The 23,078-nt window shown below is 57.3% G+C and carries 22 protein-coding genes; 8 read left to right on the forward strand and 14 right to left on the reverse strand.

Going from position 1 to position 23,078, the window contains the following annotated elements:
* Window positions 1-25 precede the first annotated feature (25 nt).
* The 5 genes from surE to rpoS all read left to right on the forward strand — a co-directional run bounded on the left by surE (window position 26) and on the right by rpoS (window position 4,252).
* Complete coding sequence (gene surE / locus ACQUQP_RS04670) at window positions 26-784, forward strand: 5'/3'-nucleotidase SurE (protein ID WP_432697649.1); 759 nt, start codon at window positions 26-28, stop codon at window positions 782-784.
* A gap of 26 nt (window positions 785-810) precedes the next feature.
* Window positions 811-1,449, forward strand: a complete 639-nt coding sequence (locus ACQUQP_RS04675; protein ID WP_432698673.1) for a protein-L-isoaspartate(D-aspartate) O-methyltransferase — start codon at window positions 811-813, stop codon at window positions 1,447-1,449.
* Window positions 1,450-1,466: 17 nt separating this feature from the next.
* Window positions 1,467-2,387: a DUF368 domain-containing protein gene (locus ACQUQP_RS04680; protein WP_432697650.1), complete on the forward strand. Its 921-nt coding sequence runs from the start codon at window positions 1,467-1,469 to the stop codon at window positions 2,385-2,387.
* 21 nt (window positions 2,388-2,408) lie between these two features.
* Window positions 2,409-3,179: a peptidoglycan DD-metalloendopeptidase family protein gene (locus tag ACQUQP_RS04685; RefSeq protein ID WP_432697651.1), complete on the forward strand. Its 771-nt coding sequence runs from the start codon at window positions 2,409-2,411 to the stop codon at window positions 3,177-3,179.
* Window positions 3,180-3,295: 116 nt separating this feature from the next.
* Window positions 3,296-4,252 carry an RNA polymerase sigma factor RpoS gene (gene rpoS / locus ACQUQP_RS04690; protein ID WP_432698674.1) on the forward strand — a complete coding sequence of 319 codons (957 nt, stop codon included), beginning with the start codon at window positions 3,296-3,298 and terminating at the stop codon, window positions 4,250-4,252.
* Window positions 4,253-4,313: 61 nt separating this feature from the next.
* Here the strand turns inward: rpoS and fdxA are convergent, their stop codons facing one another.
* From fdxA to ACQUQP_RS04705, 3 genes are all read right to left on the reverse strand, one after another.
* Window positions 4,314-4,637: a ferredoxin FdxA gene (gene fdxA, locus ACQUQP_RS04695; RefSeq protein WP_432697652.1), complete on the reverse strand. Its 324-nt coding sequence runs from the start codon at window positions 4,635-4,637 to the stop codon at window positions 4,314-4,316.
* 62 nt (window positions 4,638-4,699) lie between these two features.
* Window positions 4,700-7,300, reverse strand: coding sequence for a DNA mismatch repair protein MutS (gene mutS / locus ACQUQP_RS04700; protein WP_432697653.1), 2,601 nt, complete (start codon window positions 7,298-7,300; stop codon window positions 4,700-4,702).
* A gap of 229 nt (window positions 7,301-7,529) precedes the next feature.
* Window positions 7,530-8,432: a LysR substrate-binding domain-containing protein gene (locus ACQUQP_RS04705; protein WP_432697654.1), complete on the reverse strand. Its 903-nt coding sequence runs from the start codon at window positions 8,430-8,432 to the stop codon at window positions 7,530-7,532.
* Window positions 8,433-8,606: 174 nt separating this feature from the next.
* On the opposite strand from ACQUQP_RS04705, the gene ACQUQP_RS04710 reads away from it, so the two are divergent.
* Window positions 8,607-8,852 carry a hypothetical protein gene (locus ACQUQP_RS04710; protein WP_432697655.1) on the forward strand — a complete coding sequence of 82 codons (246 nt, stop codon included), beginning with the start codon at window positions 8,607-8,609 and terminating at the stop codon, window positions 8,850-8,852.
* A gap of 832 nt (window positions 8,853-9,684) precedes the next feature.
* On the opposite strand, the gene ACQUQP_RS04715 is transcribed toward ACQUQP_RS04710, so the two are convergent.
* The 5 genes from ACQUQP_RS04715 to ACQUQP_RS04735 all read right to left on the reverse strand — a co-directional run bounded on the left by ACQUQP_RS04715 (window position 9,685) and on the right by ACQUQP_RS04735 (window position 15,235).
* Window positions 9,685-10,572, reverse strand: coding sequence for an efflux RND transporter periplasmic adaptor subunit (locus ACQUQP_RS04715; RefSeq protein ID WP_432697656.1), 888 nt, complete (start codon window positions 10,570-10,572; stop codon window positions 9,685-9,687).
* A gap of 9 nt (window positions 10,573-10,581) precedes the next feature.
* A complete protein-coding gene (locus ACQUQP_RS04720) occupies window positions 10,582-10,782 on the reverse strand; it encodes a DUF1656 domain-containing protein (RefSeq protein WP_432697657.1) in 201 nt (66 codons plus the stop codon).
* Window positions 10,772-12,988 (reverse strand): FUSC family protein, encoded by a 2,217-nt coding sequence (locus tag ACQUQP_RS04725; RefSeq protein ID WP_432697658.1) that lies wholly within the window; start codon window positions 12,986-12,988, stop codon window positions 10,772-10,774. Before ACQUQP_RS04725 ends, ACQUQP_RS04720 begins: the two co-directional genes overlap by 11 nt.
* Window positions 12,985-14,505: an efflux transporter outer membrane subunit gene (locus tag ACQUQP_RS04730; protein ID WP_432697659.1), complete on the reverse strand. Its 1,521-nt coding sequence runs from the start codon at window positions 14,503-14,505 to the stop codon at window positions 12,985-12,987. Before ACQUQP_RS04730 ends, ACQUQP_RS04725 begins: the two co-directional genes overlap by 4 nt.
* A 61-nt stretch (window positions 14,506-14,566) precedes the next feature.
* Window positions 14,567-15,235 (reverse strand): TetR/AcrR family transcriptional regulator, encoded by a 669-nt coding sequence (locus ACQUQP_RS04735; RefSeq protein WP_432697660.1) that lies wholly within the window; start codon window positions 15,233-15,235, stop codon window positions 14,567-14,569.
* A 321-nt stretch (window positions 15,236-15,556) separates the two neighbouring features.
* Here ACQUQP_RS04735 and ACQUQP_RS04740 point away from each other — a divergent pair, with 321 nt between their 5' ends.
* Complete coding sequence (locus ACQUQP_RS04740) at window positions 15,557-16,417, forward strand: PA4780 family RIO1-like protein kinase (RefSeq protein ID WP_432697661.1); 861 nt, start codon at window positions 15,557-15,559, stop codon at window positions 16,415-16,417.
* Window positions 16,418-16,460: 43 nt separating this feature from the next.
* Here ACQUQP_RS04740 and nadS read toward each other — a convergent pair whose 3' ends face one another.
* The 6 genes from nadS to ACQUQP_RS04770 all read right to left on the reverse strand — a co-directional run bounded on the left by nadS (window position 16,461) and on the right by ACQUQP_RS04770 (window position 20,535).
* Complete coding sequence (nadS, locus tag ACQUQP_RS04745; protein ID WP_432697662.1) at window positions 16,461-16,754, reverse strand: NadS family protein; 294 nt, start codon at window positions 16,752-16,754, stop codon at window positions 16,461-16,463.
* A 2-nt stretch (window positions 16,755-16,756) separates the two neighbouring features.
* Window positions 16,757-17,095 carry a type II toxin-antitoxin system RelE/ParE family toxin gene (locus ACQUQP_RS04750; RefSeq protein WP_432697663.1) on the reverse strand — a complete coding sequence of 113 codons (339 nt, stop codon included), beginning with the start codon at window positions 17,093-17,095 and terminating at the stop codon, window positions 16,757-16,759.
* Between the two features lie 74 nt (window positions 17,096-17,169).
* On the reverse strand, window positions 17,170-17,685 hold the full coding sequence (locus ACQUQP_RS04755; RefSeq protein ID WP_432697664.1) for a M48 metallopeptidase family protein: 516 nt from the start codon (window positions 17,683-17,685) through the stop codon (window positions 17,170-17,172).
* Window positions 17,686-17,765: 80 nt separating this feature from the next.
* A complete protein-coding gene (locus ACQUQP_RS04760) occupies window positions 17,766-18,329 on the reverse strand; it encodes a hypothetical protein (RefSeq protein WP_432697665.1) in 564 nt (187 codons plus the stop codon).
* A gap of 271 nt (window positions 18,330-18,600) precedes the next feature.
* On the reverse strand, window positions 18,601-18,873 hold the full coding sequence (locus ACQUQP_RS04765; RefSeq protein WP_432697666.1) for a hypothetical protein: 273 nt from the start codon (window positions 18,871-18,873) through the stop codon (window positions 18,601-18,603).
* Window positions 18,874-19,059: 186 nt separating this feature from the next.
* Window positions 19,060-20,535 (reverse strand): hypothetical protein, encoded by a 1,476-nt coding sequence (locus ACQUQP_RS04770; RefSeq protein WP_432697667.1) that lies wholly within the window; start codon window positions 20,533-20,535, stop codon window positions 19,060-19,062.
* Window positions 20,536-21,370: 835 nt separating this feature from the next.
* Here ACQUQP_RS04770 and ACQUQP_RS04775 point away from each other — a divergent pair.
* Window positions 21,371-22,747 carry an acetamidase/formamidase family protein gene (locus tag ACQUQP_RS04775; RefSeq protein ID WP_432697668.1) on the forward strand — a complete coding sequence of 459 codons (1,377 nt, stop codon included), beginning with the start codon at window positions 21,371-21,373 and terminating at the stop codon, window positions 22,745-22,747.
* The last annotated feature ends 331 nt before the right edge of the window (window positions 22,748-23,078 follow it).

Here is a 23,078-nt window from a genome sequence, read left to right on the forward strand (position 1 = left end):
AGGCCCGGCGGAGTTTTCCCACCCGATGCATATTTTGATTTCTAACGACGATGGCGTGTACGCGCCGGGTCTGGCAGCGCTGGCGAAAGCCTTGGATAAGGATGCAACCTCGGTCTGTGTGGTTGCGCCGGACCGCAATCGCAGCGGCGCAAGCAACTCGCTGACATTGGATCGGCCACTGGAGGCGCATACCCACGACAGCGGGTTTATCGGCATCAACGGCACGCCGACCGACTGCGTCCACCTGGGCGTATCCGGCCTGTTCAGTGCGGAGCGTAAACCCGATCTGGTGGTTTCCGGTATCAATGCCGGCGCCAACCTGGGCGACGACGTGATCTACTCCGGCACCGTTGCGGCCGCCATGGAGGGACGCAACTGCCGTTTGCCGGCGATTGCCGTTTCCCTGTGCAGCTTCCACCCCCAGCATTTCGAAACGGCGGCGGAGATTGTGCGAGAACTGGTGAGCCGGCTGGAATCCCTGGTGCTGGCGCCGCGCACGGTGCTCAATGTTAACGTGCCGGATCTGCCGCTGGAGGAGATCAAGGGTATCCACGTGACCCGCCTCGGGCACCGCTTTGCCGGTGAAGCTCCGGTCAAGGTGGAGGATCCCAGAGGCCGCACCCGCTACTGGATTGCGGGTACCGGCGAACCGGCCGATAGCGGGCCGGGAACCGATTTTTATGCGGTCGCTGAAGGGTATGTGTCGATCACTCCTCTGCAGATCGATATGACCCATTACACGGGTATGGATAATCTGGCGCTCTGGCTGGAGGAGACGAATTGAACGACGTGTTGTTTCAGGGTATCGGTATGACCTCCCGACGGACGCGGGACCGTCTGATAGCGCGCCTGCGGGAACAAGGTGTCGAAGACGACAGGGTGTTGACGGTGCTACGTGACACCCCGAGGCATATCTTCATCGATGAGGCGCTGTCCCACCGTGCCTATGAAGACAGCTCACTCCCCATCGGTTTCAACCAGACCATTTCCCAACCCTATATCGTCGCCCGGATGACCGAGCTGCTGCTGGAGGATGGCCCCCGGGAGCATGTACTGGAAGTTGGCACCGGCTCCGGTTATCAGACAGCGATTCTGGCCCAGCTGGTTGATCAGGTGTACACCGTCGAACGTATCCGGCCGCTGCAGGAGAAGGCGCGCAAACGGATTCAGCAGTTGCGTCTGCGCAACGTGATATTCCGCCATACCGATGGTGGCATGGGCTGGCCGGACAAGGCGCCGTTTGATGGCATCCTCGTAACCGCAGCACCGGAACATGTGCCACAGGAGCTGCTCGACCAGCTCGCCGTCGGTGGTGTCATGGTCCTGCCGGTGGGGGATGGCGAGGGACAGGTGCTGATGCGCATCCGCCGTACCGCCGAGGATGAGTTCCAGCGTGAGGAGCTTGAGGCTGTTCGTTTCGTGCCGCTGCTGGCGGGAACCGTGCGTTGAATCAGGAAGAAAGGCGCATGCGTACAACAAGTGATTATCTGAAGCTCGCCGGTAAAGGCGTGATGATGGGGGCTGCCGATGCGGTCCCGGGCGTCTCCGGCGGCACCATCGCGTTTATCACCGGTATCTATGAAGAGCTGATCGAAAGCATTCGCCGTTTCGATCTGCAGGCGATACAGATCCTGTTCAGCCAGGGTGTGGCCGCCTGCTGGCGCCACATTAACGGTACTTTTCTGGTCACGCTGCTGGCCGGTATCGTATTCAGCCTGATTACACTGGCGCGCGGCGTGCTGTATATGCTGGATAACTATCCGGTGTTGCTCTGGGCGTTTTTCTTCGGCCTGATACTGGCGTCGGTCTGGAGCCTGGTGCGGCATGTAAAAGGCTGGAATTTAAGCGCCAATCTGACCTTCTTCCTGGGAGCTCTGCTGGCCTACATCATCACCTCGATGGTACCGGGTACACTGACTGTCACGCCCTGGACCCTGCTGGGCTCAGGTATGCTGGCGATCTGTGCCATGATCCTGCCCGGCATCTCCGGTAGCTTTATCCTGCTGCTGCTGGGCATGTACGCACCGGTACTCAGTGCGATCAAGGGATTTGAGTTCACCACCCTGGCTATCTTTGCGAGTGGCTGTGTGATCGGCTTGATAAGCTTTTCGCGCCTGCTAAGCTGGGCTTTTCACCACCATCGCCGCTTGATCCTGGCGCTGCTGGGCGGCTTCATGCTGGGTTCGTTGAACAAGGTCTGGCCGTGGAAATACACCCTGGCATACACCCTGGACAGCCACGGCGACGCCGTCCCGCTATTGCAGCGCAACGTTTTTCCGTCGGTATTCAGTGAGCTGACCGGACAGCCGACCCTGCTCTGGCCGGCGCTGGCACTGATGCTTGTCGGCGTTGTACTGGTGTTGGTGCTGGATAGAAACTCTGGTTAGCAACAACAGCTAGGAGGTTGGGTGCGGGGCATAAAGCGCAGTCTGCAGAGATTTTGGATCGCACTCGCTGCATGCGCTCTGGCTGCCTGTTCCAGTGGCTATGCACCGGTCACGGAACAGTCCCTGGGAGGGCGTTTTCAGGGACCGACACCCTCCACCTACACCGTGAGCCGCGGTGATACCCTTTACTCCATCGCCTGGCGCTACGGCCTCGATTTCAGAACGCTTGCGCGTATCAACGGTATAGATCGACGCTATCTTATCTACCCGGGGCAGCAGTTGCGCCTGAAAAATCAGTCTGATGCCTCACGGTCGAACTCTTCCGGAACCAAATCCGCCCGTTCTTCTCAAACGATAGCAAGCGCCCCTCCTAAAACGAGTCGCACGCCACCGCCCGCACCGGCCGTCAGTTCCGGTTCGATCAAATGGCAGTGGCCGACTCAAGGTGCTTTGATCGGCCGATACTCTTCCGGCTCAACCCCCAACAAGGGGATAAATCTGGCCGGAAAGGTGGGCGATCCGGTCTATGCAGCGGCGTCAGGGACGGTCGTTTATGCGGGCAGTGGACTGCTGGGCTATGGCAATCTGGTGATCCTGAATCACAACCGCCAGTACCTGAGTGCTTATGCACATAACAGTCGCATCTTGGTCAAGGAAAGTGATAGTGTGAAGGCAGGTGACAAGATCGCCGAGCTTGGAAATACCGGTGCCAACCGTCCGATGCTCCATTTCGAGATACGGCGAGATGGCAAGCCAGTAAATCCGCTGCAGTATCTGCCCAAAAAAAAATAAGAATCAGATAGCGCGAATGCTAGATGCATGGGGGAAATCAGATGGTAACAGTCGGAACCAAGGACTACGACGCAGGAAATGCGGGCCGTGATCAGGATGTCGAGCCCGATGACGAGATGGAGATGAACCAGGCTGACGATGCTGATACCGATGATTCGGGCAGCAGCGACGAGGTGCCCGAGTTCATCAACAGTGGTCGTGGTCGTGGCAGTATGGCACACAAGGATCTGGTCAATGCCAAGACCCTGGACGCCACTCAGCTTTATCTTAACGAGATCGGCTTTTCGCCACTGCTGACCGCGGAAGAGGAGGTTTACTTCTCCCGCAGGGCACTGAAGGGCGACGAAGCCTCCCGTAAGCGGATGATCGAGAGTAATCTCCGTCTGGTGGTCAAGATCGCCCGACGTTATATCAACCGCGGCCTGTCGCTGCTGGACCTGATCGAAGAGGGCAACCTCGGCCTGATCCGGGCTGTGGAAAAGTTTGACCCTGAACGCGGTTTCCGCTTCTCAACCTACGCTACCTGGTGGATCCGCCAGACGATTGAACGCGCGATCATGAATCAGACGCGTACTATCCGCCTGCCGATCCACGTGGTCAAAGAACTCAACGTTTACCTGCGAGCCTCCCGTGAGCTGGCGCAGAAGCTGGATCACGAACCTTCTGCCGAAGAGATCGCCAACCTGGTCGATAAGCCGGTGGAGGACGTGGAGCGGATGCTGGGGCTTAACGAGCGGATCAGCTCGGTGGACACGCCGGTAGGGGGCAGCAACGATAAATCCCTGCTCGATACCATCGCGGACCAGACCTCCGGTGACCCGGAAAGCCTGCTTCAGAATACCAATATCAGCGGTAACCTGAACAAGTGGCTGGACATGCTGCCGGAAAAACACGCCGATGTGCTGTCACGTCGCTTTGGTCTGCGCGGGCACGAGATGTCCACGCTGGAGCAGGTGGGGCGTGAGATCGGCCTGACCCGCGAGCGGGTGCGCCAGATTCAGGTGGAAGCCCTGCGTAAACTCAGAGAGATCGTGGAAAAGAATGGTCTGTCCGGTGAAGATCTGCTGCAGTAACCTGCGCAGACCGTAAAAGCAAAGGGGCCTGATGGCCCCTTTGTTGTTTCTGCGTGTTGTCTCAGCGCTCCAGATATTTCAATTTTCCCTCGACGCCGTTCCACTCTTCGGCATCTTCCAGCGGCGCCTTGCGCTCGTTGATATTGGGCCAGACCTCGGCCAGTTCCGCATTCAGTTCCACGTAGGGCTGTTGATCGTCCTTCAGGTCATCCTCGGACAGTATCGCCTCGGCGGGACACTCCGGCTCGCAGAGCCCGCAGTCGATGCATTCATCCGGGTGGATCACCAGAAAGTTGGCCCCTTCATAGAAACAGTCGACCGGGCAGACATCGACGCAGTCGGTGTATTTGCAGCGTATGCAGTTCTCGGTCACGACATAGGTCATGGTTGAAACTCCCTGTAGCGGCGGTATGAAGGCAGTATAGTCAGCCCAGCACCCGCTGCAGTTCAGCGCGCCAGTTTTTTCAGCTCGTAGAGCAGGTCCAGCGCTGCACGCGGGCTCAGTTCATCCGGATCGATCGCCTCCAGCTTCTGCTCCACCTCCGACGGCACCGGTGCGATAAACAGGTCGTTCTGTACCGGGCTTTCCTTCGGCGCGTTGGTGGGGGCCGGGCGCAGCTCGGCGGCACGGGAATCCTGCTCCAGCTGAACCAGTTTCTCCCGTGCCTGACTGATCACGTGGGGCGGCACACCGGCCAGCTGGGCCACCTGCAAGCCGTAACTCTGGCTCGCGGGACCTGCCTGAACCTCATGCATGAACACGATGTGGTCGTTGTGCTCCACGGCGGTCAGGTGCACGTTGCTGACGCCGGCGCACTGATCGGGCAGGGCGGTCAGCTCGAAATAATGGGTGGCGAACAGGGTAAAGGCACGCACCTCACGGGCGAGAAACTCGGCGGCGGACCAGGCCAGCGACAGGCCGTCGAAGGTGCTGGTACCGCGGCCGACCTCATCCATCAGCACCAGGCTGCGTTCACTGGCGTTATGCAGGATATTGGCGGTTTCGGTCATCTCCACCATGAAGGTAGAACGGCCACCGGCCAGGTCATCGGACGAGCCCATGCGGGTGAAAATGCGGTCGACTATGCCGATGGTGGCCTCGGCGGCCGGCACGTAGCTACCGATATGGGCCAGCAGGGTGATTAAAGCGGTCTGGCGCATATAGGTGGATTTACCGCCCATGTTGGGACCGGTAATCACCAGCATTCGCTGTTCGGGATCCAGGTTCAGGTCGTTGGCCACGAACGGGGTATCCAGCACCGCTTCAACCACCGGGTGACGGCCTTCACGAATCTCGATACAGGGATGTTCGACCAGCGTCGGCGCCTGGTAACCCAGGGTTTCGGCTCGCTCGGCCAGGTTCTGCAGCACATCGATCTCAGACAGGGCCGAGGCGCAGTCCTGCAGCGCGGCGAGTTCGGCGGCCAGGGTTTCCAGCAGCGCGTCGTAAAGCTGTTTCTCCCGGGCAAGGGCACGCCCCTTGGCACTTAGAGCCTTGTCCTCGAACTCCTTCAGCTCCGGCGTTATGAAGCGTTCGGCGTTCTTCAGGGTCTGGCGTCGCTGGTACTCGGCGGGCATATCCACCGCCTGTGCCTTACTGACCTCAATGTAGTAGCCGTGGACGCGGTTATAGCCGACTTTCAGGGTGCTGATATCGGTACGCTTGCGCTCACGGGCTTCCAGCTCCAGCAGATAGGCACCGGCGTTTTGGCTGATGCCGCGCAGCTCGTCCAGTTCTTCATCATAACCCTCGGCGATCACGCCACCATCGCGGATCAGCATCGGCGGTGATTCGATAATCGCCCGCTCCAGCAGTTCTGCAAGTGTCGGGAAGGTACCGATCTGAGCGGCCAGCTCATGGATACGCGGCGCCTCCTCGGTGGATAACTGCTGCTGCAGTGTCGGCAGGCAGGCCAGGGCCAGCTTGAGTCTTTCCAGGTCGCGGGGGCGGGCAGAGCGCAACGCCACACGGGAGAGGATACGCTCCATATCGCCTACCGAGCGCAGGGTGTCTGAGATATCCTCAAACTGAAAACCCTGACGCAGCCAGCCGATGGCACCCTGACGAGCCATCAGGGTGCTGCGCTCACGCAGTGGCCGGTGCAGCCAGCGACGCAGCATACGTCCGCCCATGGGAGTACGGGTCTTATCCAGCACCGAGGCCAGAGTGTTCTCCGTACCGCCGCCCAGGTTCTGATCCAGCTCCAGGTTGCGACGGGTGGATGCGTCCAGTAGCACCGCCTCCGAACGCTGCTCTACCTGGATACGGCGGATATGGGGCAGCGCGCTGCGCTGGGTGTCGCGGGCATATTGCAGCAGGCAGCCGGCGGCGCCGATCGCGAGCTCCAGGTGGTCGCAGCCAAAGCCGCTAAGGTCCTTGGTGTTGAACTGCTGGCACAGCAGGCGCTGGGCCGTATCGAACTCGAAGTGCCAGGGCGCCTGGGGGCGAAGACCACGGCGGCCTTGCAGTACCGCGCTCAGAGAGGAGTGCTCCGGATAGAGAATCTCCGCCGGACGCAGGCGCTCAAGCTCCGCCAGCAGACCTTCTTCCGAATCCACCTCCAGCAGGCTGAAGCGTCCCGAGCTGATATCCACCAGCGCCATGCCGAAACTGCCGTTATGGGCATCGATTGCCGCCAGAAGGTTATCGCGGGTTTCATCCAGCAGCGCTTCATCACTCAGGGTGCCGGGCGTAACGATACGTGCCACCTGGCGCTCCACAGGACCCTTGCTGGTGGCGGGATCGCCGACCTGTTCACAGATAACCACCGACTCGCCGGCACGCACGATCTTGGCGATATAACCCTCGGCTGCGTGATAGGGGATGCCCGCCATGGGAATGGGTTCGCCGCCGGATTTACCGCGCGCTGTCAGTGAAATATCGAGCAGCTTGGCTGCACGCTTTGCATCGTCATAGAACAGCTCATAGAAGTCACCCATCCGATAAAACAGCAGCTGATCAGGGTGCTCAGCCTTGATCTTGAAGTACTGCTGCATCATAGGGGTGTGCTTGGTTTCGGAGGCTGTTTTGGCTTTGTTCGTTTCCATGATTCTTCCGGGGAGCGGTTGGCGGCAATGCAGCGCGTCAGAGTACCAAACACGCCCGGGCAAAGACAGGCGCAGGTTATCTACAGAAGCTGTGGATAACACTGTTAAGGAGCAGTGGTAGGTTGGCCCAAAGGTAGTATCGGCGGGAAACAGCGGAGCCTGGTCGAAGAATAAGCGGGCCAGGGAGTGACGGCCTCTGGCTCGCAGGCGGAGTGCCTTTGGGCACGGGCTAATCGTTCACGGTTTTCGGAATCTCTTCAACCAGGTAGTCGATCAGGCTGCGGACCGAGGGCAGCATCCCGCGGGGGCGCGGATAGACCAGATAAATGGTGTGCCGGGAGCCCATCCATTGCGGTAGCACGTGGATCAGCTGGCCATCTCTCAGGGCGGCGGTTGCGATTGGCTCGGGCAGCAGGGCGATGCCGACACCGTCGATGGCGGCTTCGACCTGCACGCGCAGGTCGTTTGAGATCAGCCTGGGCGTGGGTTGCAGCGTGTGCGACTGGCCATCGGCGGTGGAAAGCAGCCACTGCACCTCGTCCTCCTGGATATCGGAGATGATATGCAGGCTGTTCAGATCCTCCGGCTTTTCCGGGAGACCGTTGCGTGCCAGGTAATCCGGACTGGCTACCAGAATCCGGCTGGCGCCGCCCAGCTCCCTGGCCACCAGGCTGGGGGAATCCTCAATGGCGGGGGTGACGCGCAGCGCCAGGTCGAACCGCTCCTCGACAAAGTTGATCTGCCGGTTGGTCGCCACAACCAGCAGGGAGACCTTGGGAAAGGCCTCCATATAACCGGACAGGATAGGTGCCAGATAGCTCTGTGCCAGGATCACCGGACAGCTCAGCTTCACCTTGCCGCTGGGCTCATTCTTCAGCTCGGCAATACTCTCATAAGCCTGTTCCGCATCATCAACCACTTTCTGGCACTGCTGATAAAAGCGTTCACCGGCTTCTGTCAGTGTCATGGAGCGGGTGGACCGGCGCAGCAGGCGTACGCCCAGTCGCTTCTCCAGCTCCGCCACACGGCGGCTCAGGCGGGTTTTTTCTACACCTGTAGCACGTGATGCGGCGGAAAAGCCGTTGTACCTAACCACGGCTGAAAAGAAGAAAAGGTCGTTAAGATCGTCCATTTCATTGTTGCTCTTGTGCACTAATCTTTGGTATTTTTGTCATATTATCACGGCTCATATGCACTAGTAGAATAGCAATCACTCGAAAGAAACACCGTACATCCCATCGCAAATCAGCTTCTTTACCGGTGTCCCTCCTTTATTGAGAAGCTCGCAAAACAGAGGTATTTATCCATGAAAGGTATCGAAAAATTCGCACTCGCTGCGGCACTTGTTGGTTTCGCTGGCATCGCTCAGGCCACCCCGGTTAATGACAAGGCTGAAAGCGCCAAGGCGCAGGCCGAAATTCAGCTGGCCCAGGCTTCTACTGCTCGCGACCAGGCTGTAAAAACAGAAGTTAAAAGCGATAAAGACTCGAAAGAAATTCTGACCAGCGGCGAGCGTGACTACCTGTTCACTATTACTCACCCGAACCGTTAATCGGTTCACGCTGGATAGCAAGTCGGTTTACCGCTGTTAAAGCGGTATAGATAAAGCTCAGGGGTATTATTCGCTGTCTTTTCAGGTATAGAGTTTCAGGTATCAGGCGACAAGAGTAGTCAAGACAACCCTGTTTTCAGCTATACAACGACTTGCTTTCGGGCGTCTCCAGCCCTGTCTATCCCTGGCGAGCCGGGCTTCTAAGCCTGTTTTCTCCTCTTTCGTCAGGCGAGCTACGAACCGGGATGATGGATCATCTCGGTTGGGCTCAGACCTTCAATCTATTTTCCCTCTTTATTTATCCTTCCTTTTTAAATCCCAATTATTGGGATTTTTTGTGTTTATTTCCCTGTCATTAAATTCTCTATTTTTTAATATGACTATTATTTGTTCCGCCATCTGCTGAATGGTGCTGTTTAATGTGAAGGAAGTATCCTGCGGTTATCCGTAGAAATTAAAGAAGGATGAATTTATTCCCAGGCTTGCTGATCGCACCAAAATTCCCCTTCAGCGCAGCCGAGCATCGCAGGCTGAAAGAAAAACAAGGGAAGGGCTGTTTGAGGCGAAGCCGACTGTTTTTGGAAAGAAAGCCCCTCCCGCTCTTTCAGACGAGAAGCACAGGGTAATCGGCGCAGCCGGCCAAGCTGTCGGGGCGGCTTAGGATTATCAAGGATCTTGGCCGTCCAAGATCCTTAACTCGCCAGCAGGCGAAACCTGCATCTATTGGTGCGTAACTGCTGAAGATGTCATCCCAAGCAACTTGATGGACACCGGCAATAAAAATCCCGGCACCAGGCCGGGATTCCATTGAGCCTGAGCTGGCGCTTTCAGCTCAGAAAATCTGCCACCATTTCCGTGTATCCACACCGGTCAGTACCACGGTGCAGCTGGTACCGGCGGTGAGGGTTTCGCCTTCCGGGATCTCGTCGATGCTGATGCGTACCGGGATACGGCGGGCCAGGCGGACCCAGTCGAAGGTGGGGCTGACGTTGGCGGTGAGTTCGTTACTCTGGGGGTTGTCCGCGTCATAGATACCGCGGGCGATGCTCTCTACCTGACCTTGCATCTTCATGCCGCTCATCAGGGTGATATCCACGCTGGCGCCAGGTTTGACCAGCGGCAGCTTGGTCTCTTCGAAGTAGCCGTAGACCCAGAATGAGTGCTCATCGATCAGTGCCAGTGAGGCCTGGCCGGCGTGCACGTAGTCACCGGCGTGAACATTGAGGTTGGTGATGTAGCCATCTTCAGGCGCGAACACCTGGGTACGCTCAAGATCGAGCTGTGCGGCGTCAAGCTGGGCGCGGGCCTGGTCCAGTTCCGCCTTGGCGGTCTGCGCGGCGCGTTCCGCCTGGTCGCGGCTCTCGCGGGAAACCACCAGGGCATCGGCGTCGGCGCGGCGGCGTGCCTCATCGGTACGCAGCGAGAGCATCGCTTCCTGGGCTTCCACCTGGGCCTTTGCGCGTTTCACCTCCAGCTCATAACGGGCCGGATCGATCTGCAGCAGCAGGTCGCCTTTCTTCACTCGCTGGTTGTCTTCCACATTCAATGTGACGACGGCGCCGGTTACGTCCGGGGCGATATTGATTACATCGGCGCGGACACGGGCGTCGCGGGTCCAGGGATCGTTCATATAGTGAAGCCAGAGCAGGCGCACCATCAGCAGTGCGGCGAGCACGATCACCAGGGTAAAAACGGTGCTGTAGAGTTTTTTCAGAGTCATAGGTGGACCTCAGCGATAAACAGGCAGCGTCAGCGCGCAGCTGATGCCGACATAAATGGCAAGACGTAACAGGGTGGGATGCCAGGCCCAGCGGTAAAGGCCGGTGCCGGCAAGGATGCGATCCACACCCCAGGTAATCAGCAGTGCGGTGATAAACAGCACGGTGAGGGTCGGAAAATAGAAGCCGTAAAAGGCGATCTCACGCGGCATGGGCGACTCCTTGTGGTAATTCTTGGTTACCGCTGCGATTCAGGTAGGTGCCAAATGGACCCTCCCGGTCGAGCAGCGAGACCTGGATAAAATGCAGAAAACTCAGTAGCTGGCGTCGCGGTGAATCGGAGAAATGCTCGTGCTCCGGTTCCAGCACCCTGCGCAGCTGCTCTATGGAGTGCTCAACCTGCGTGAGAGCACGTTCGAAATTGCGTTCGCCAGGCTTGAGGTACAACCGGCTCAGCGCCCGTCCCATCTGATCCAGCGTCTGGCGCCAGGGAGTATCGGGGTCTGTTTCCTTAAGTGCTTCAGAGCGCAGCAGGGTGCGCAGCTCGATCACCGCATGGCCCACTTCCTGGATATGGCAGCACCACTCCAGCGCCGTCTGCTGTTGCTGCGGTTGGCCGCCAGAGATGTTGTAGGTCTGGTTGAGCAGATCCCTGCTGCGGCTATCCAGCTGCGCGGCCAGGCCCGGCAGTGGCGCGGTAATCGCTTTTACGGCCAGTTCACGCATATCGCGCAGCATGACGCGGTGCAGCCACCGACCGCTGGGTGGGAACAGCAGGGCCAGCAGAACCGCCGACATCAGGAAGCCGATAACAGTGGAGAGCGACTGGTTGGCGAACTGCTGTGGCAGGAATGTGGCCGGGTTGTCGGGTGACGCGACAAAGCAGAACACGACCACTGAACCGAAGCCCAGACCCGCCCAGCGGGGAGTCAGGCTCAGCCAGGTGCCCAGGATGAATACTGGAGCAATAGCCGCCATCATGAGTGGAAAGCCGTCCACGTAGGGCAGCATGAAAAAGCTGATGATAAAGCCCATCAGGGAGCCGACAATGGCGCCGTGAGCCATGGATTGGGCCATGCGGTTCGGATTGGGCACCGTTGAGGTCAGTACCGATGCGATGATCGCACTCTGGATCGCCATGGTGCCGCTCTCCCAGCCGGTGCTGATCCAGAACCAGGCGACGGTGAGAATCACCAGAAAGGTCCGTGCCCCCGTGGTGGCCGCATAGAGCGGGTTGGTGTGAGCATGAAACCGGCTTTTCTGCTCGTTGACCGGCGCTGCTTTCTCATCATCCAGCTGGCTGTAGTCCGTCAAATAGGTGTGCAGCTGACCGCTGAATCGCACCAGCAGCTCGGCCAGGGTATCGAAGCGTTCCATCGCCTTCTTATCGCTTACCTCTGCTCGAAGTGCGCTGCGGGTTTCACGAATAGTCTGTTTGATCGCTGCCTCGATCAGGTCGAACTCGCGTAGTAACGCCGCCGCATCCCGAGGCTGGGGTGGGGTCTTCTCCAGACGAGCCAGCAGTTCCAGCAGCGGTTCCGCCAGCGGCTCTGCCTGTTTAACGATTAGGGCGTAGGTTTCGCTTTCTGCCGCATCCTCGCGCAGCTGCTCCAGCAGACGGCCTATGGAGTGCAGCCGTGTACCTAGTGCCATGTACTGGCGGTTGAGCGATTTCAGCAGCGGGTTTTTCTGCTTCAACTGCAGATTCTCGACGGTAGCCGCCTGTCTCAGTGCTTCGATAGAGACGCTTTCAGCAGCCAGCGCCCGGCCCCGGGCATTACGCTCGTTGCGGTGGATTTCGCCGAGCAGTGATGCGCGGGCAAAACCGCATAGACGGCTGATACGGCTGGCCAGCTGGTTACGCATGGAGTGGGCTGTCTGCATCGGAAAAATCGTGGCACTGACGATGCCGCCGCAGATGATCCCGAGGCCTACCGCCAGCATGCGGCCCACGGCCAGCGAGACGGCGGCATCCGGTGAAATCGCCGCCGGCACACCGATCATTCCGACCGTATAGCCCGCCAGCAGAAAAGAGTAGGCGCGCATATCGCGATAGTGAACGGCACCGGCGACACAGATGCCACACCAGAGCGCCGTGCCGAGGATGAACATCTGTGGCTGCTGGTGAAACAGCGCCACCAGCGTCAGCATGGCGATCAGGCCAAAAACCGTACCGATAAAGCGGAAGATGCTTTTGGTCAGCACCTGGCCCGCTTCGGGCTGCATGACGATCAACACGGTCAGTGCCGCCGAACGGGTGTGCTGAAGCTCCAATATCATCGAGGCGTAGTAGGCCAACGTCATTGCCAGCAGCACTTTGCCGACGTATAGCCAGCCACTGCCGCTGCCCAACCGCCAGTTGAGAAAGGCGCTGCGGTGGGCATCGAGGTTGAATAGGTCCCGGCTTAGCGTGCTCATGGCGTGCTGACCTCAGCGCTGACCGGAACACGCTCAGGTGTCAGCTGTTCGTTGTCTGGTTGCGCCATGAACTGCACGCCGCCGCCCAGTGACAGTGCCAGGTCTGCCTGCACCCGCAGCAGCTGTGCATGGATCTGCTCACGGGCGATACGCTGGTCGAGCAGCCGCGTCTGGGCATCCAGTACATGCAGGTAGTCGGTCAGACCGCGCTGAAACGCTTTTTCCGCCGTGTCGTACACCTGTTCTGCCTGCTGTACCGCCAGGTCGGCCAGTTCTGACTGATCCTTGGCCGAACGCTGGCGGATCAACTGGTCGCTGACCTCCTGCAGGGCGTGCCTCAGAGTGTTGTTGTACTGCTGCACCGCCTCGTCATATTCGGCCGCGGCGATACCGAGCCGGGCACGACGGGCGCCGCCATCGAAGATCGGCAGTGACAGGGCCGGCCCTGCGCTAAAGGTGCGACGTTCGGCATCGGTCCAGTCGGTCAGGGCGCCGTTGGTCAGTACCTGGCCCAGGCTCGCCACCAGGTTGATGTTGGGATAGAAGTCGGTGCGCGCCATATCCACGGCGCTGGCCTGGGAGGCGATCTGCCAGCGGCTCAGCACCAGGTCCGGACGGCGGCCGATCAGCTCCAGCGGCAGATCGCTGGGCAGGCTCAACTGACGGTTCAGCAGCAGGGTAGGACGCACCAGCTTGCCAGCTTCACTTAACGGCTGAGCGGCCAGGGTCACCAGTGTATTGCGGTTGAGCTCGATCGCCTCTTCCAGGGCACGAATGCGGCGCTGGGTCACCGGCAGTTGGGCGCGTGCCTGCTGCAGGTCGTAACGGGTACCTATGCCGGCACTGAGCTGCTTCTGGGTCAGATCGACGATCTGGTGCTGCTGCGCCAGGCGTGACTTCTGCACATCAAGCTGGGCGTAGTTCAGCGCGTAGGCGATATAAGTGCGGATCAGGTTGGCGGTAAGGTCCAGCTGTACCACGCGGGCGCTGGCTTCGCTGACGGCCACATCCCGCTGGGCGCGCTGCTTGCGGTCCTGCTGGCGACCGAACAGGTCAAGCTCGTAGCTGAAGCCCAGCATTGCGCTGTTATCCCAGGTTTCGGTTCCGGCCAGGGTGCCCGAGCCGTAATGGTCGTCGGTGGGCCAGCCGTGAATGTTGGCGTTGATATTGGCATTCAACTGTGGCGCCGACGGCGACAGGGTCCGGCCGGCCTGGGCCTGGGCACGACGGATACGAGCGGCGGCGGCTTCCAGGGTCGGGTTGTCCAGCATCGCCTGCTCCACCAGCTTGTCGAGCTGAGGGTCGGCAAAACTCTGCCACCAGCGGATACTGGGCCAGTTATCGCTGTTTGCGGCTGGATGGCTGACACCCTCGACGGCCTCGGGCTGTGTCAGCGCCGCCTGGGGATGAATTCCCTTCGGTGAGGCGCAGCCTGCCAGCGCGAAAGCCACAGCCAGACCGGCCAACAACAGGCGGCCGCTAGTCCCTGAAATGGGTCTATTAAGTGCTAAGTTCATAGTTTGTAAATCTTGTAAAAGTCGGGTGTAAAGCCCGCTACAGAGCCAGGGACCTGGCTGCTTATGCCGGCGGGTTGCCGGATTCGGGCAGCAGAAAAATACTCAGCGCTTCGTCGACAATGCGTTGTTCAAGATTGCTGGCGCTGCGGGTGTGTGCCGGCAACAGCGTCGGTGTGGTCATCGGTAAAGCTAGCGCCGAGGTCAGCATCCGCACGAACAGCTCGGGTTCCCGGGCAGCTACCACGCCTGCCGCCTGTGCCTTGCGTACTATGCGATGGGCTGGCAGCAGCAGCGGTCGGGTCAGCTTCTCAACGATAATCTCCAGACGTTCAGAGTGGGCGTTGGACTCCTGCAGCAGAAAAGCGGTAAACGCCGGTGTTGCCATGCAGATATCCGCATAGAGGCGGATAAAGCCCTCTATCGCCTGTCGTGCCGAGTGCTCACTGAGTGTCTCAAGTTCGGCAAGCCGCTGGGCGTAATGTGATTCGAAATTCTCCGCCAGATGATCGATAACCGCCTGCCAAAGCTGCTCCTTGTTGCCGAATAGCCGGGCACAGAGCGCCACATCGACCTCAGCCTCACGGGCGATCATGCGCAGGCTCGCACCCTCATAACCGCGTTGGGCAAAGGCGCGAATCGCGGCGTGGATCAGCGCTTCGCGGCCGGAGATATCCTGGCTGCTGCGCCGGCCGCGTCTGCGCGGTGCGTCAGGTTTCTGGCTATCGGTCATGGGTACGGGTCATGGATACAAATAACGCGGAAAGAATTTAAATCAACAAGTGTTGATATTTTTTCGAATCGGCGGTCAATAATCAATTCGAAACTCTGCAACACCGCTGTTGCGAAGAGCGAACCAATCCAACACGAATCGGCTTTTTTTGGTGAGAAAAGTGCAACCCTGCAGCCACCGATAAATCAGATGATGGAGCAGTGTTCATTTGAAGAGATCGGCGTGGCGACATACTCTTCCTGAAACACCCTTTCAGACTGGTGCCATCTAATCGGCGATCAGAGAGGGGACAGCCGAAGACTGCCATCACACAGGAGTGCCATGAAAACCCCAAAACGCCTTATCCCGCTGTTAGAGGATGGCCTGATCGACGAGGTGCTGCGGCCGCTGATGAGCGGCAAAGAAGCCTCGGTTTACGTGGTCCGCTGCGGTGACGATGTGCGCTGCGCCAAGGTTTACAAGGATGCGGAAAAGCGCAGCTTCAAGAAGGCCGCGCTCTACCAGGAAGGTCGCAAGGTGCGTAACTCCCGCCGTGCCCGCGCCATGGAGAAGGGCTCGCGCTTTGGGCGTAAAGAGACCGAAGAAACCTGGCAGAATGCCGAGGTTGATGCGCTCTACCGGCTGGCCGCGACGGGTGTGCGTGTGCCCGAACCCTATGGCTGCTTTGATGGCGTGCTACTGATGGAGCTGGTCACCGATGATGAGGGCAGGGTGGCGCCGCGCCTGAACGATGTGGGCATGTCAGCCGAGCAAGCGCGTGAAGATCATCTGATGGTGATGGAGTACGTCAAACGGATGCTCTGCGCAGGTCTGGTCCACGGCGACCTGTCGGAATTCAATGTGCTGGTGGACGACTACGGCCCGGTGATTATCGACCTGCCCCAGGCGGTGGATGCGGCGGCCAACAACAACGCCCGAGCCATGCTGGAGCGGGATGTGGATAACATGACCCGCTACTACGCCCAGTACGCCGAAGAGCTGATGGAAACCCGCTACGCCGCCGAGATGTGGCACCTGTTTGAAGCGGGCGATCTGACACTGGAGACCGAACTGACCGGCTTGGTGGAAGAGGACACCCACAGCGCCGATGTGGACTCGGTGATGGCCGAGATCCAGCAGATACTGCGCGATGAGGAGAAGCGGCGTGAGCGGTTAAAGGCGGGAATGGAAGGGGAGGATTAAGTGACCCCAAGCGTTATCGTTGGAGTTCTTCGTAGCCTGTATTTCAGGCTACGTGCAACAGCTTTGCGGCTTGCTCTGGATCTGTTTTGAACATAGTCAGCAGGGCTCTTGCCGGTCCGGTCGGTGCACGTTTTCCCTGTTCCCAACTGCGCAAAGTCGAAAGAGGAACTCCGATCATCTGAGCGAAAGCCTCCTGGGTACGTCCAGTGCTTTCGCGAATCGATTTCACATCCAGTGCAGAGAATCTGGTCTCGCGACTCGCTTTTTTCTCGCCTCGGCGAATGGCTCCGGCTTCTTTGACACTCTCACAGAGAGCGTCAAACATTGAATCATCCATTCTCAACTCTCCTCTGTCTGCAATTCGTTTTTGACCAGATGTTTGAGTACAGCTTTCTGTTTAGCTGTCAGGTTGTCCTGCTTGGATTTTTCGTAGGCCAGGAGCAGAAATATCTGGTTATCGTTCTTGATCCAGTAGTAGATAACCCGGATGCCTCCGCTTTTGCCGCCATTGTTGTTTGCAGCCCAACGGATCTTTCTGCATCCCCCGGTATCTCTGATAACTGGCCCTACATCAGGTCTCCCCAGAAGAAGTTCTTGGAAGCTCTTATATTCATCATCACTTAACAGCGCTTTAACCTGAGTGGTAAAAATGCTGGTTTCCTTAAAGACTAAATCCATACATTGGTAATCCGTTACCAGATGTGAATTATGTACTGAATTTAGATCTCAGGGTAACACAGAGTATTACTCGGTCAACCCCACAACTCCCCAAAACGGTCGCGATGACAGAGATACAGCCGTAGATCGAACTCCAGCTGATGGTAATCCGGTTCCATATAGCTACAGAGCTTGTAGAACGCCTTGTTGTGCTCCTTCTCGCGCAGGTGTGCCAGTTCATGGACCAGGATCATCCGCAGCAGCGGCTCCGGCACCCTTCGGAACAGGGACGATACCCGGATCTCGTTTTTCGCTTTCAGCTTCTTGCCCTGCACCCGAGAAACGTAAGTGTGCGTGCCCAGCGCATTGTTGATGACGTGAATCTTGTCGTCGTAGATCACCTTGCTGATCGGCGATGAGCTGCGCATGTACTCGTTCTTGATGCCCTGGGCGTAGTCATACAGCGCCTTCTCCGAGCCAAGTTCATGGGCCTGTGGATATTTCTTCAGCAGCCAGGGGCCGGTTTTCTCGTTATCCAGCAGGGACTGCGCCTGTTGCTGGATATCGGGGCTGTAGCAGCTGAGGTAGTTGGGCGCTTGTGACCGACTCATTGGCTTATGACTGACCGTGCAATAAAAGGGGGCATAGCCCAGGATTTGAATAGGCAAAATTGTACCCCGACAGGGGATGTTTAACGCTGACTTTTTGCATACAGGCTGAAGCGTTCATCGGCTTCCCGGAACAGCGTTTTGACCTGTTCTATATCCCATGGCTGCTCGGCCAGTGTTTCATGGTCCCAGCCACTCCTGGGGATATCGGGGGCAAAAAAGTCTCCGCCGTAGACATGAATGGCACTGGTCATCTTGCCAATGGGATTAAGCACCGAATGGATCATCGAATGGTCGAGCGTGACGACCTCGTGAGCGCCAAGAGACTTAGCCCCGAATGCCTCGATGCTCGCGTCCGTGCGGCGCCAAAAAATATTGTCTTCCCGGCCCGAATAGATACCGATCACGGCAAACATCTGATGATTGTGAGGCATCAAACTCATACACGGAGCCCAGGTAAAGTTGATGATGGTGAGCTCGGGCGAGCGGTAGAGCGGTGCAATGCCGGCATGCTCAGGCTCACCGAGCTCCGATATCACTCGTGAACTGTCGGAAACGGCTTCTGCAACAAGCTCACGCACCGCTTCCTGTCCCTCGGCCACGGCCTTTATGCAATCCTGGATAAAATCATCTTTGTTAAACATCATTTATCCTCCTTTTTCGTTGCGGCGCATGCTTAACCCGCTCAACAAGTCACGCCTGGCCTATACCCAAGGATAGGAAGAGGGCCCCGGGTAGCCAACATTCACCCTGGAATCCTGAAAGGAAGCTGTGGGGCTGCTGGGGAAGGGGCAGAGCCGTTGCCGGCAGCCAGGCTGCCGAGCGTTTTCTGCTTCTGCGGAGGTATGGATACCCCAAGCAGCAACCGGGGATAAGGCAGGCGGCTAGCGGTTATGCCAACAGCACCTGCCGGGAGATTTAGAGACCCCATTTATCCGGTTTCGATTTTTTCCCTATGCCTACCCACAGCATGCGCAGTACAGATAGATAAATAACCCCCAACACTGACCAGGCAATCATGGGCAATAAGCCGAGCATCGCCATACCGTGACCGATATCGTTGGGGGCGGGAAAGAACTCGGTCCACAGGAGGCTTACGGCCACCGCACCGGCATACAGGGTGACGAAAATACCCGGTAGGGCGAGCAGGATAAGGATCAGGCGGAGGATCCTGATGGCTGTTTTGGGCATGATCTGCTGGCTTGCTGCGCTGCGGTTGTCATAGGTGAAGAATAGTACGCCAATGGGGATTGTCGCAGAGAACAGGCGTTGGCAGAGCGGTCGCCGACCTCCCCGCGCTTTAGTGGATAGCCGAACATCGTTGGGTAAAGAGTTCCACTAAATGGCGGGAAGAGTACTGTCAGCAGAGGTATTCGGCTAGTTTGATGCCGCTTTAACGGCAGCCTGCCACATTGGAATCGCTTTAAATGCGGTCACCATGTCATAGTCTAAAGCGATCGGTTCATTTCCATCTTTGTCTTTCGGACCCATGGGCGTAGAGCCTGACCTGCTTTGGAACCACTGCATCCATAAATCACTACCCGGCTCAGCCAATACCAGGGATGCTGAACTGGGATCACTGGATAGCGGTGCTTTTTGTGTTTGGGGAGGGTAAGTGGTTGAAGGTAGCAGGAACGCGGTCATCGGATACTGCGCACTGCTGTGACAAGCCAGACATCCCGCACTCGAAAGGCCCTTGTGGTAATACTTTCCGGCAGCCCAGGCGGGGGTGACTACGGCTCCATCATTAGGCCCGGACAGGCGGCCATCCCATCCCAGGGTTGAACGCGCGTATGCCGGCGTCTCTTCGTTGATCCAGTTTTCCTGCAGCTTTGGGTTAACACTGGCTGGTGGCGTGAGGGCCGAGGGTTCTACGTTAATCACATCCGGGTCTCCACCCCAGGTTGCGCCCAGGGGGACCATCCTGTCCCAGGCATCGCTGCCTTTCGCATCTTTATCATAAACAAGAGTAGAGAAAACCCAGCCCGTATCCGGTGCTGCCTGAGTGTCTTTGACGATAATATCGAACTGCATCAGATAGACATTGGTTAACACGGGTGTGCTGCCATCTCCTTCCGCTCCCCGGTTTTTGCAGGTTGAGTCGGCTGACTTGGCGGTCCCGTTACTGATGTTTACCGGTGCATAGATCTGCCATATGGCGGTGTTTTCCATCGGTGACCAGTCTGAGCCACAGGGTGTGACAAAAGAGAATTTTACGATCACGCTGCCTTCTGCGTACTGGGTTGTCTTCTCGGACAGGGTCGGGTTCATGGCCGACTTCAGATCAACTCCCCATATATCACCCAGTGTTTTGGCGGCGGTTTTATCGTAAAGCGTGTAAACGTAGGTGGTCAGATCCAGATTCTGGTCGGTTAGGGCATGTGCAGGAAAGCCGGAACCAACGTACATTCCGTGGATAGGCTCACGCTCTGTGCCCAGCCAGATAGATTGATACCAGTCGCTGTTATTGGGATTGTTTCGATCAAAGATTAACGCCCGCATGTCATCAGCGACGTACGCTTTTAACGCCATTACATAGTCGTAAGCGTTGGCTTTGGTTATCTCTTTACCCTTGGTTACCGCTTTCCATGGATAGGGTTCGGTGGGCTTTTTAATCTCGGATGGATACTCATGGTTTAGCTCGAAAAAACCACCGTCATAGGTAGTAGGCCGGTCCAGAGATGAATTAATAAAGGGATGTATTTTGGCGTTAGCGGTGTAAGCCTCTTCAGCCGTTAATGTTAAAAAAGGGACTTTGCCACTGACTTCACTCATGCTTTTCGGCATATTGTCATCAGCGAAAGCATTACTGAGTATTAATGGCGACATAATTACTACAATAGATTTCTTCATGACTACTTCTCCTTGTAATTAATAACCATCGCATCTATGGGATCCCGTTTTATGTGAAGCGGCTGGAGTAGTTGGATGGATAACCTGCTGATATAAAAGTATTTATAGAGATATCAGTCATTACCCATCCGTTGAGCCAAGCCTGATCATTTCGAGAAGCAGTGGGCGATACCCGATAGCTTTAAACCCATAATGTTATTGAGAGTAGTCCAGTTAGATAAGGCCGCCAGTAAATCCAGTTTATAAATTCAGCGTTAGGATAGATTACGGTAGAATTACAGAAGATATTCGCTGCAACCTGCAGACGTTATTTAAAATCTTGCCCGATCATAACTATCTAATAAATATGCCGCTAATATTGCTTGGTGTCTTGGTATTAGAACGGTTTTATGATTTCTGGCCCAGAGAACAGAATGATAGCGATACAGAGTAGGTGAGCCGGAATGAGTATCCGGCGGAAGCTCCGGTGCGCTGTTTTAGAATGGTTTGGTGACCCAGGTCTACTGGGATTGCATAGTGAAAGAATAGTACTCGACCCAGGTCCAGAAACGAGGATTGCTGTGTTCAGCGTTGAAGAGGGCCAGTTGGTGCATTGGACTGGTTTCTGATAGTCGAGCGATTAACGATTTCTTTCGCACTATATTTGGTCGTTTCTTGTACAGAACGCTTGGATACGGGCGTGAAAAGCCGTTTTTGCTCGGATGACCGGGTTGTCAGTTTTTAATTTCAGCTAAGCGTTTGTTTTATTGGGTTATTTGTATCCCGTCGTTTGTACCTCTCCATGGCATGCATGCTGCTTGCACCTTTTCGCCAGTTAACTACGGAGGTACGAGGAATGAGGAAGATTCAACCGGCTTCAACTCATCAGAAGGGAAAGGTGGTTAAAAACCTGACCCTGTCAGCTCTTGCGTTAAGTATCAGTGCACCTGCTCTCGCTATCGAATGTGAATCCCCGTCGGGCGTCCCGACACATCACCTGCTTGCCGCCAACAGTGACACGGTACACTGGGGCTATTTCAGTAAGGAAATAGAGCCGCAGATCGCGGTGCAGTCCGGTGATTTCGTCACCATCGAAACCCTCACCCACCACGCCAACGATGATGCCTCGCGCATGATCGAAGGCGATGCTGGCGCGGAAAGCGTGTTCAAGTGGGAGAAGGGCGACAAGGGCGTTAACCGACGTGGTGCTGGGCCGGTGGATGCGTCCATTCTCGGACGTGGCGCCGGTGAAGGCTTTGGTGTGCATGTGCTTACCGGGCCGATCTATGTCTGTGGAGCTGAGCCGGGCGATATTCTGGAGGTGAAGATTCTGGATATGACGCCTCGTCCCTCACAGAATCCGGAATACGCAGGCAAAACCTTCGGCAGTAATGCTGCGGCCTGGTGGGGTTTCCATTACGGCGACCTGATCGAAGAGCCCAAGCCGCGTGAGGTGATCACCATTTATGAGATGGATGCCACCGGCGAAACCAACTGGGCTCAGGCTGTGTATAAATATAACTGGGTGCCCCAGACCGACCCGGACGGCGTGCTGCATGAAACCATCGATTACCCCGGTGTACCGGTGGATCACAGCACCATCGAGAAGGATATGAACGTGCTGGAAGGCGTGCGTATTCCGGTGCGCCCGCACTTCGGCACCATGGGCGTGGCACCGGCCGAGGCTGACTTCGTCGATACCGTGCCGCCCGGTTACTTTGGCGGCAACATCGACAACTGGCGTATCGGCAAGGGCGGCACCATGTACTACCCAATTGCCGTCGAAGGCGCGCTGCTCAGTGCCGGCGATCCGCATGCCGCACAGGGCGATTCAGAGCTGGCCGGTACCGCCATCGAAACCTCCTACACCGGTGTGGTGCAGGTGATCCTGCATAAGAAAGAGGACCTGGCCGACACCGTGATGGAAGGCCTGGACTTCCCGCTGCTGGAAACCGATACCGAGTACGTGGTTCACGGCTTCAGCTACGCCAACTACCTGGAGGAACTGGGCGAGAGCGCGCAGAGCGATATCTACTCCCAGTCTTCCATCGACAAGGCGATGCGTGATGCCTTCCGTAAAATGCGCACCTTCCTGATGACCACCAAGGGCCTCAGTGAAGATGAAGCGATCTCCCTGATGTCGGTGGCCGCCGACTTCGGCGTGACCCAGGTTGTGGATGGTAACTGGGGGGTACATGGGGTTATTGAGAAGGGGATTTTTCCGGCTAAGTAATTAGCCTTACTTGGCAGTGAAGCGGGTCTTGCTTGGTTGTGAGGCTCGTTTTTTTGTTTGTCTATTTGGTGGTGGGTTTGTGCTGGGGAGCACGGGCTTAGCGCACCTTTCGCCTGCTGGCGAGTCAAGGATCTTGGACGGCCAAGATCCTTAACAATCCTAAGCCGCCCCGACAGCTTGATCGGCTACACCGATTACCCTGTGCTTCTCGCCTGAAAGAGCGGGACGGGAAACTCACCGCTTCGCGGCTCAAACAGCCCGTCCCTTATTCCTCTTTCAGCCTGCGATGCTCGGCAGCGCTGAAGGGGATTAGGGTGCGGTTAGATGGTTC

This window comes from Marinobacterium sp. YM272 (assembly GCF_050908845.1).
In the GTDB taxonomy this organism is placed as follows: Bacteria; Pseudomonadota; Gammaproteobacteria; order Pseudomonadales; family Balneatricaceae; genus Marinobacterium_D.

What these genes read in the sequence shown, in the direction of transcription:
- surE (WP_432697649.1), top strand. Translation starts at nt 26, where the DNA reads ATGCATATTTTGATTTCTAACGACGATGGCGTGTACGCGCCGGGTCTG.
- ACQUQP_RS04675 (WP_432698673.1), top strand. Translation starts at nt 811, where the DNA reads ATGACCTCCCGACGGACGCGGGACCGTCTGATAGCGCGCCTGCGGGAA.
- ACQUQP_RS04680 (WP_432697650.1), top strand. Translation starts at nt 1,467, where the DNA reads ATGCGTACAACAAGTGATTATCTGAAGCTCGCCGGTAAAGGCGTGATG.
- rpoS (WP_432698674.1), top strand. Translation starts at nt 3,296, where the DNA reads ATGGAGATGAACCAGGCTGACGATGCTGATACCGATGATTCGGGCAGC.
- fdxA (WP_432697652.1), bottom strand. Translation starts at nt 4,637, where the DNA reads ATGACCTATGTCGTGACCGAGAACTGCATACGCTGCAAATACACCGAC.
- mutS (WP_432697653.1), bottom strand. Translation starts at nt 7,300, where the DNA reads ATGGAAACGAACAAAGCCAAAACAGCCTCCGAAACCAAGCACACCCCT.
- ACQUQP_RS04705 (WP_432697654.1), bottom strand. Translation starts at nt 8,432, where the DNA reads ATGGACGATCTTAACGACCTTTTCTTCTTTTCAGCCGTGGTTAGGTAC.
- ACQUQP_RS04710 (WP_432697655.1), top strand. Translation starts at nt 8,607, where the DNA reads ATGAAAGGTATCGAAAAATTCGCACTCGCTGCGGCACTTGTTGGTTTC.
- ACQUQP_RS04715 (WP_432697656.1), bottom strand. Translation starts at nt 10,572, where the DNA reads ATGACTCTGAAAAAACTCTACAGCACCGTTTTTACCCTGGTGATCGTG.
- ACQUQP_RS04720 (WP_432697657.1), bottom strand. Translation starts at nt 10,782, where the DNA reads ATGCCGCGTGAGATCGCCTTTTACGGCTTCTATTTTCCGACCCTCACC.
- ACQUQP_RS04725 (WP_432697658.1), bottom strand. Translation starts at nt 12,988, where the DNA reads ATGAGCACGCTAAGCCGGGACCTATTCAACCTCGATGCCCACCGCAGC.
- ACQUQP_RS04730 (WP_432697659.1), bottom strand. Translation starts at nt 14,505, where the DNA reads ATGAACTTAGCACTTAATAGACCCATTTCAGGGACTAGCGGCCGCCTG.
- ACQUQP_RS04735 (WP_432697660.1), bottom strand. Translation starts at nt 15,235, where the DNA reads ATGACCGATAGCCAGAAACCTGACGCACCGCGCAGACGCGGCCGGCGC.
- ACQUQP_RS04740 (WP_432697661.1), top strand. Translation starts at nt 15,557, where the DNA reads ATGAAAACCCCAAAACGCCTTATCCCGCTGTTAGAGGATGGCCTGATC.
- nadS (WP_432697662.1), bottom strand. Translation starts at nt 16,754, where the DNA reads ATGGATGATTCAATGTTTGACGCTCTCTGTGAGAGTGTCAAAGAAGCC.
- ACQUQP_RS04750 (WP_432697663.1), bottom strand. Translation starts at nt 17,095, where the DNA reads ATGGATTTAGTCTTTAAGGAAACCAGCATTTTTACCACTCAGGTTAAA.
- ACQUQP_RS04755 (WP_432697664.1), bottom strand. Translation starts at nt 17,685, where the DNA reads ATGAGTCGGTCACAAGCGCCCAACTACCTCAGCTGCTACAGCCCCGAT.
- ACQUQP_RS04760 (WP_432697665.1), bottom strand. Translation starts at nt 18,329, where the DNA reads ATGATGTTTAACAAAGATGATTTTATCCAGGATTGCATAAAGGCCGTG.
- ACQUQP_RS04765 (WP_432697666.1), bottom strand. Translation starts at nt 18,873, where the DNA reads ATGCCCAAAACAGCCATCAGGATCCTCCGCCTGATCCTTATCCTGCTC.
- ACQUQP_RS04770 (WP_432697667.1), bottom strand. Translation starts at nt 20,535, where the DNA reads ATGAAGAAATCTATTGTAGTAATTATGTCGCCATTAATACTCAGTAAT.
- ACQUQP_RS04775 (WP_432697668.1), top strand. Translation starts at nt 21,371, where the DNA reads ATGAGGAAGATTCAACCGGCTTCAACTCATCAGAAGGGAAAGGTGGTT.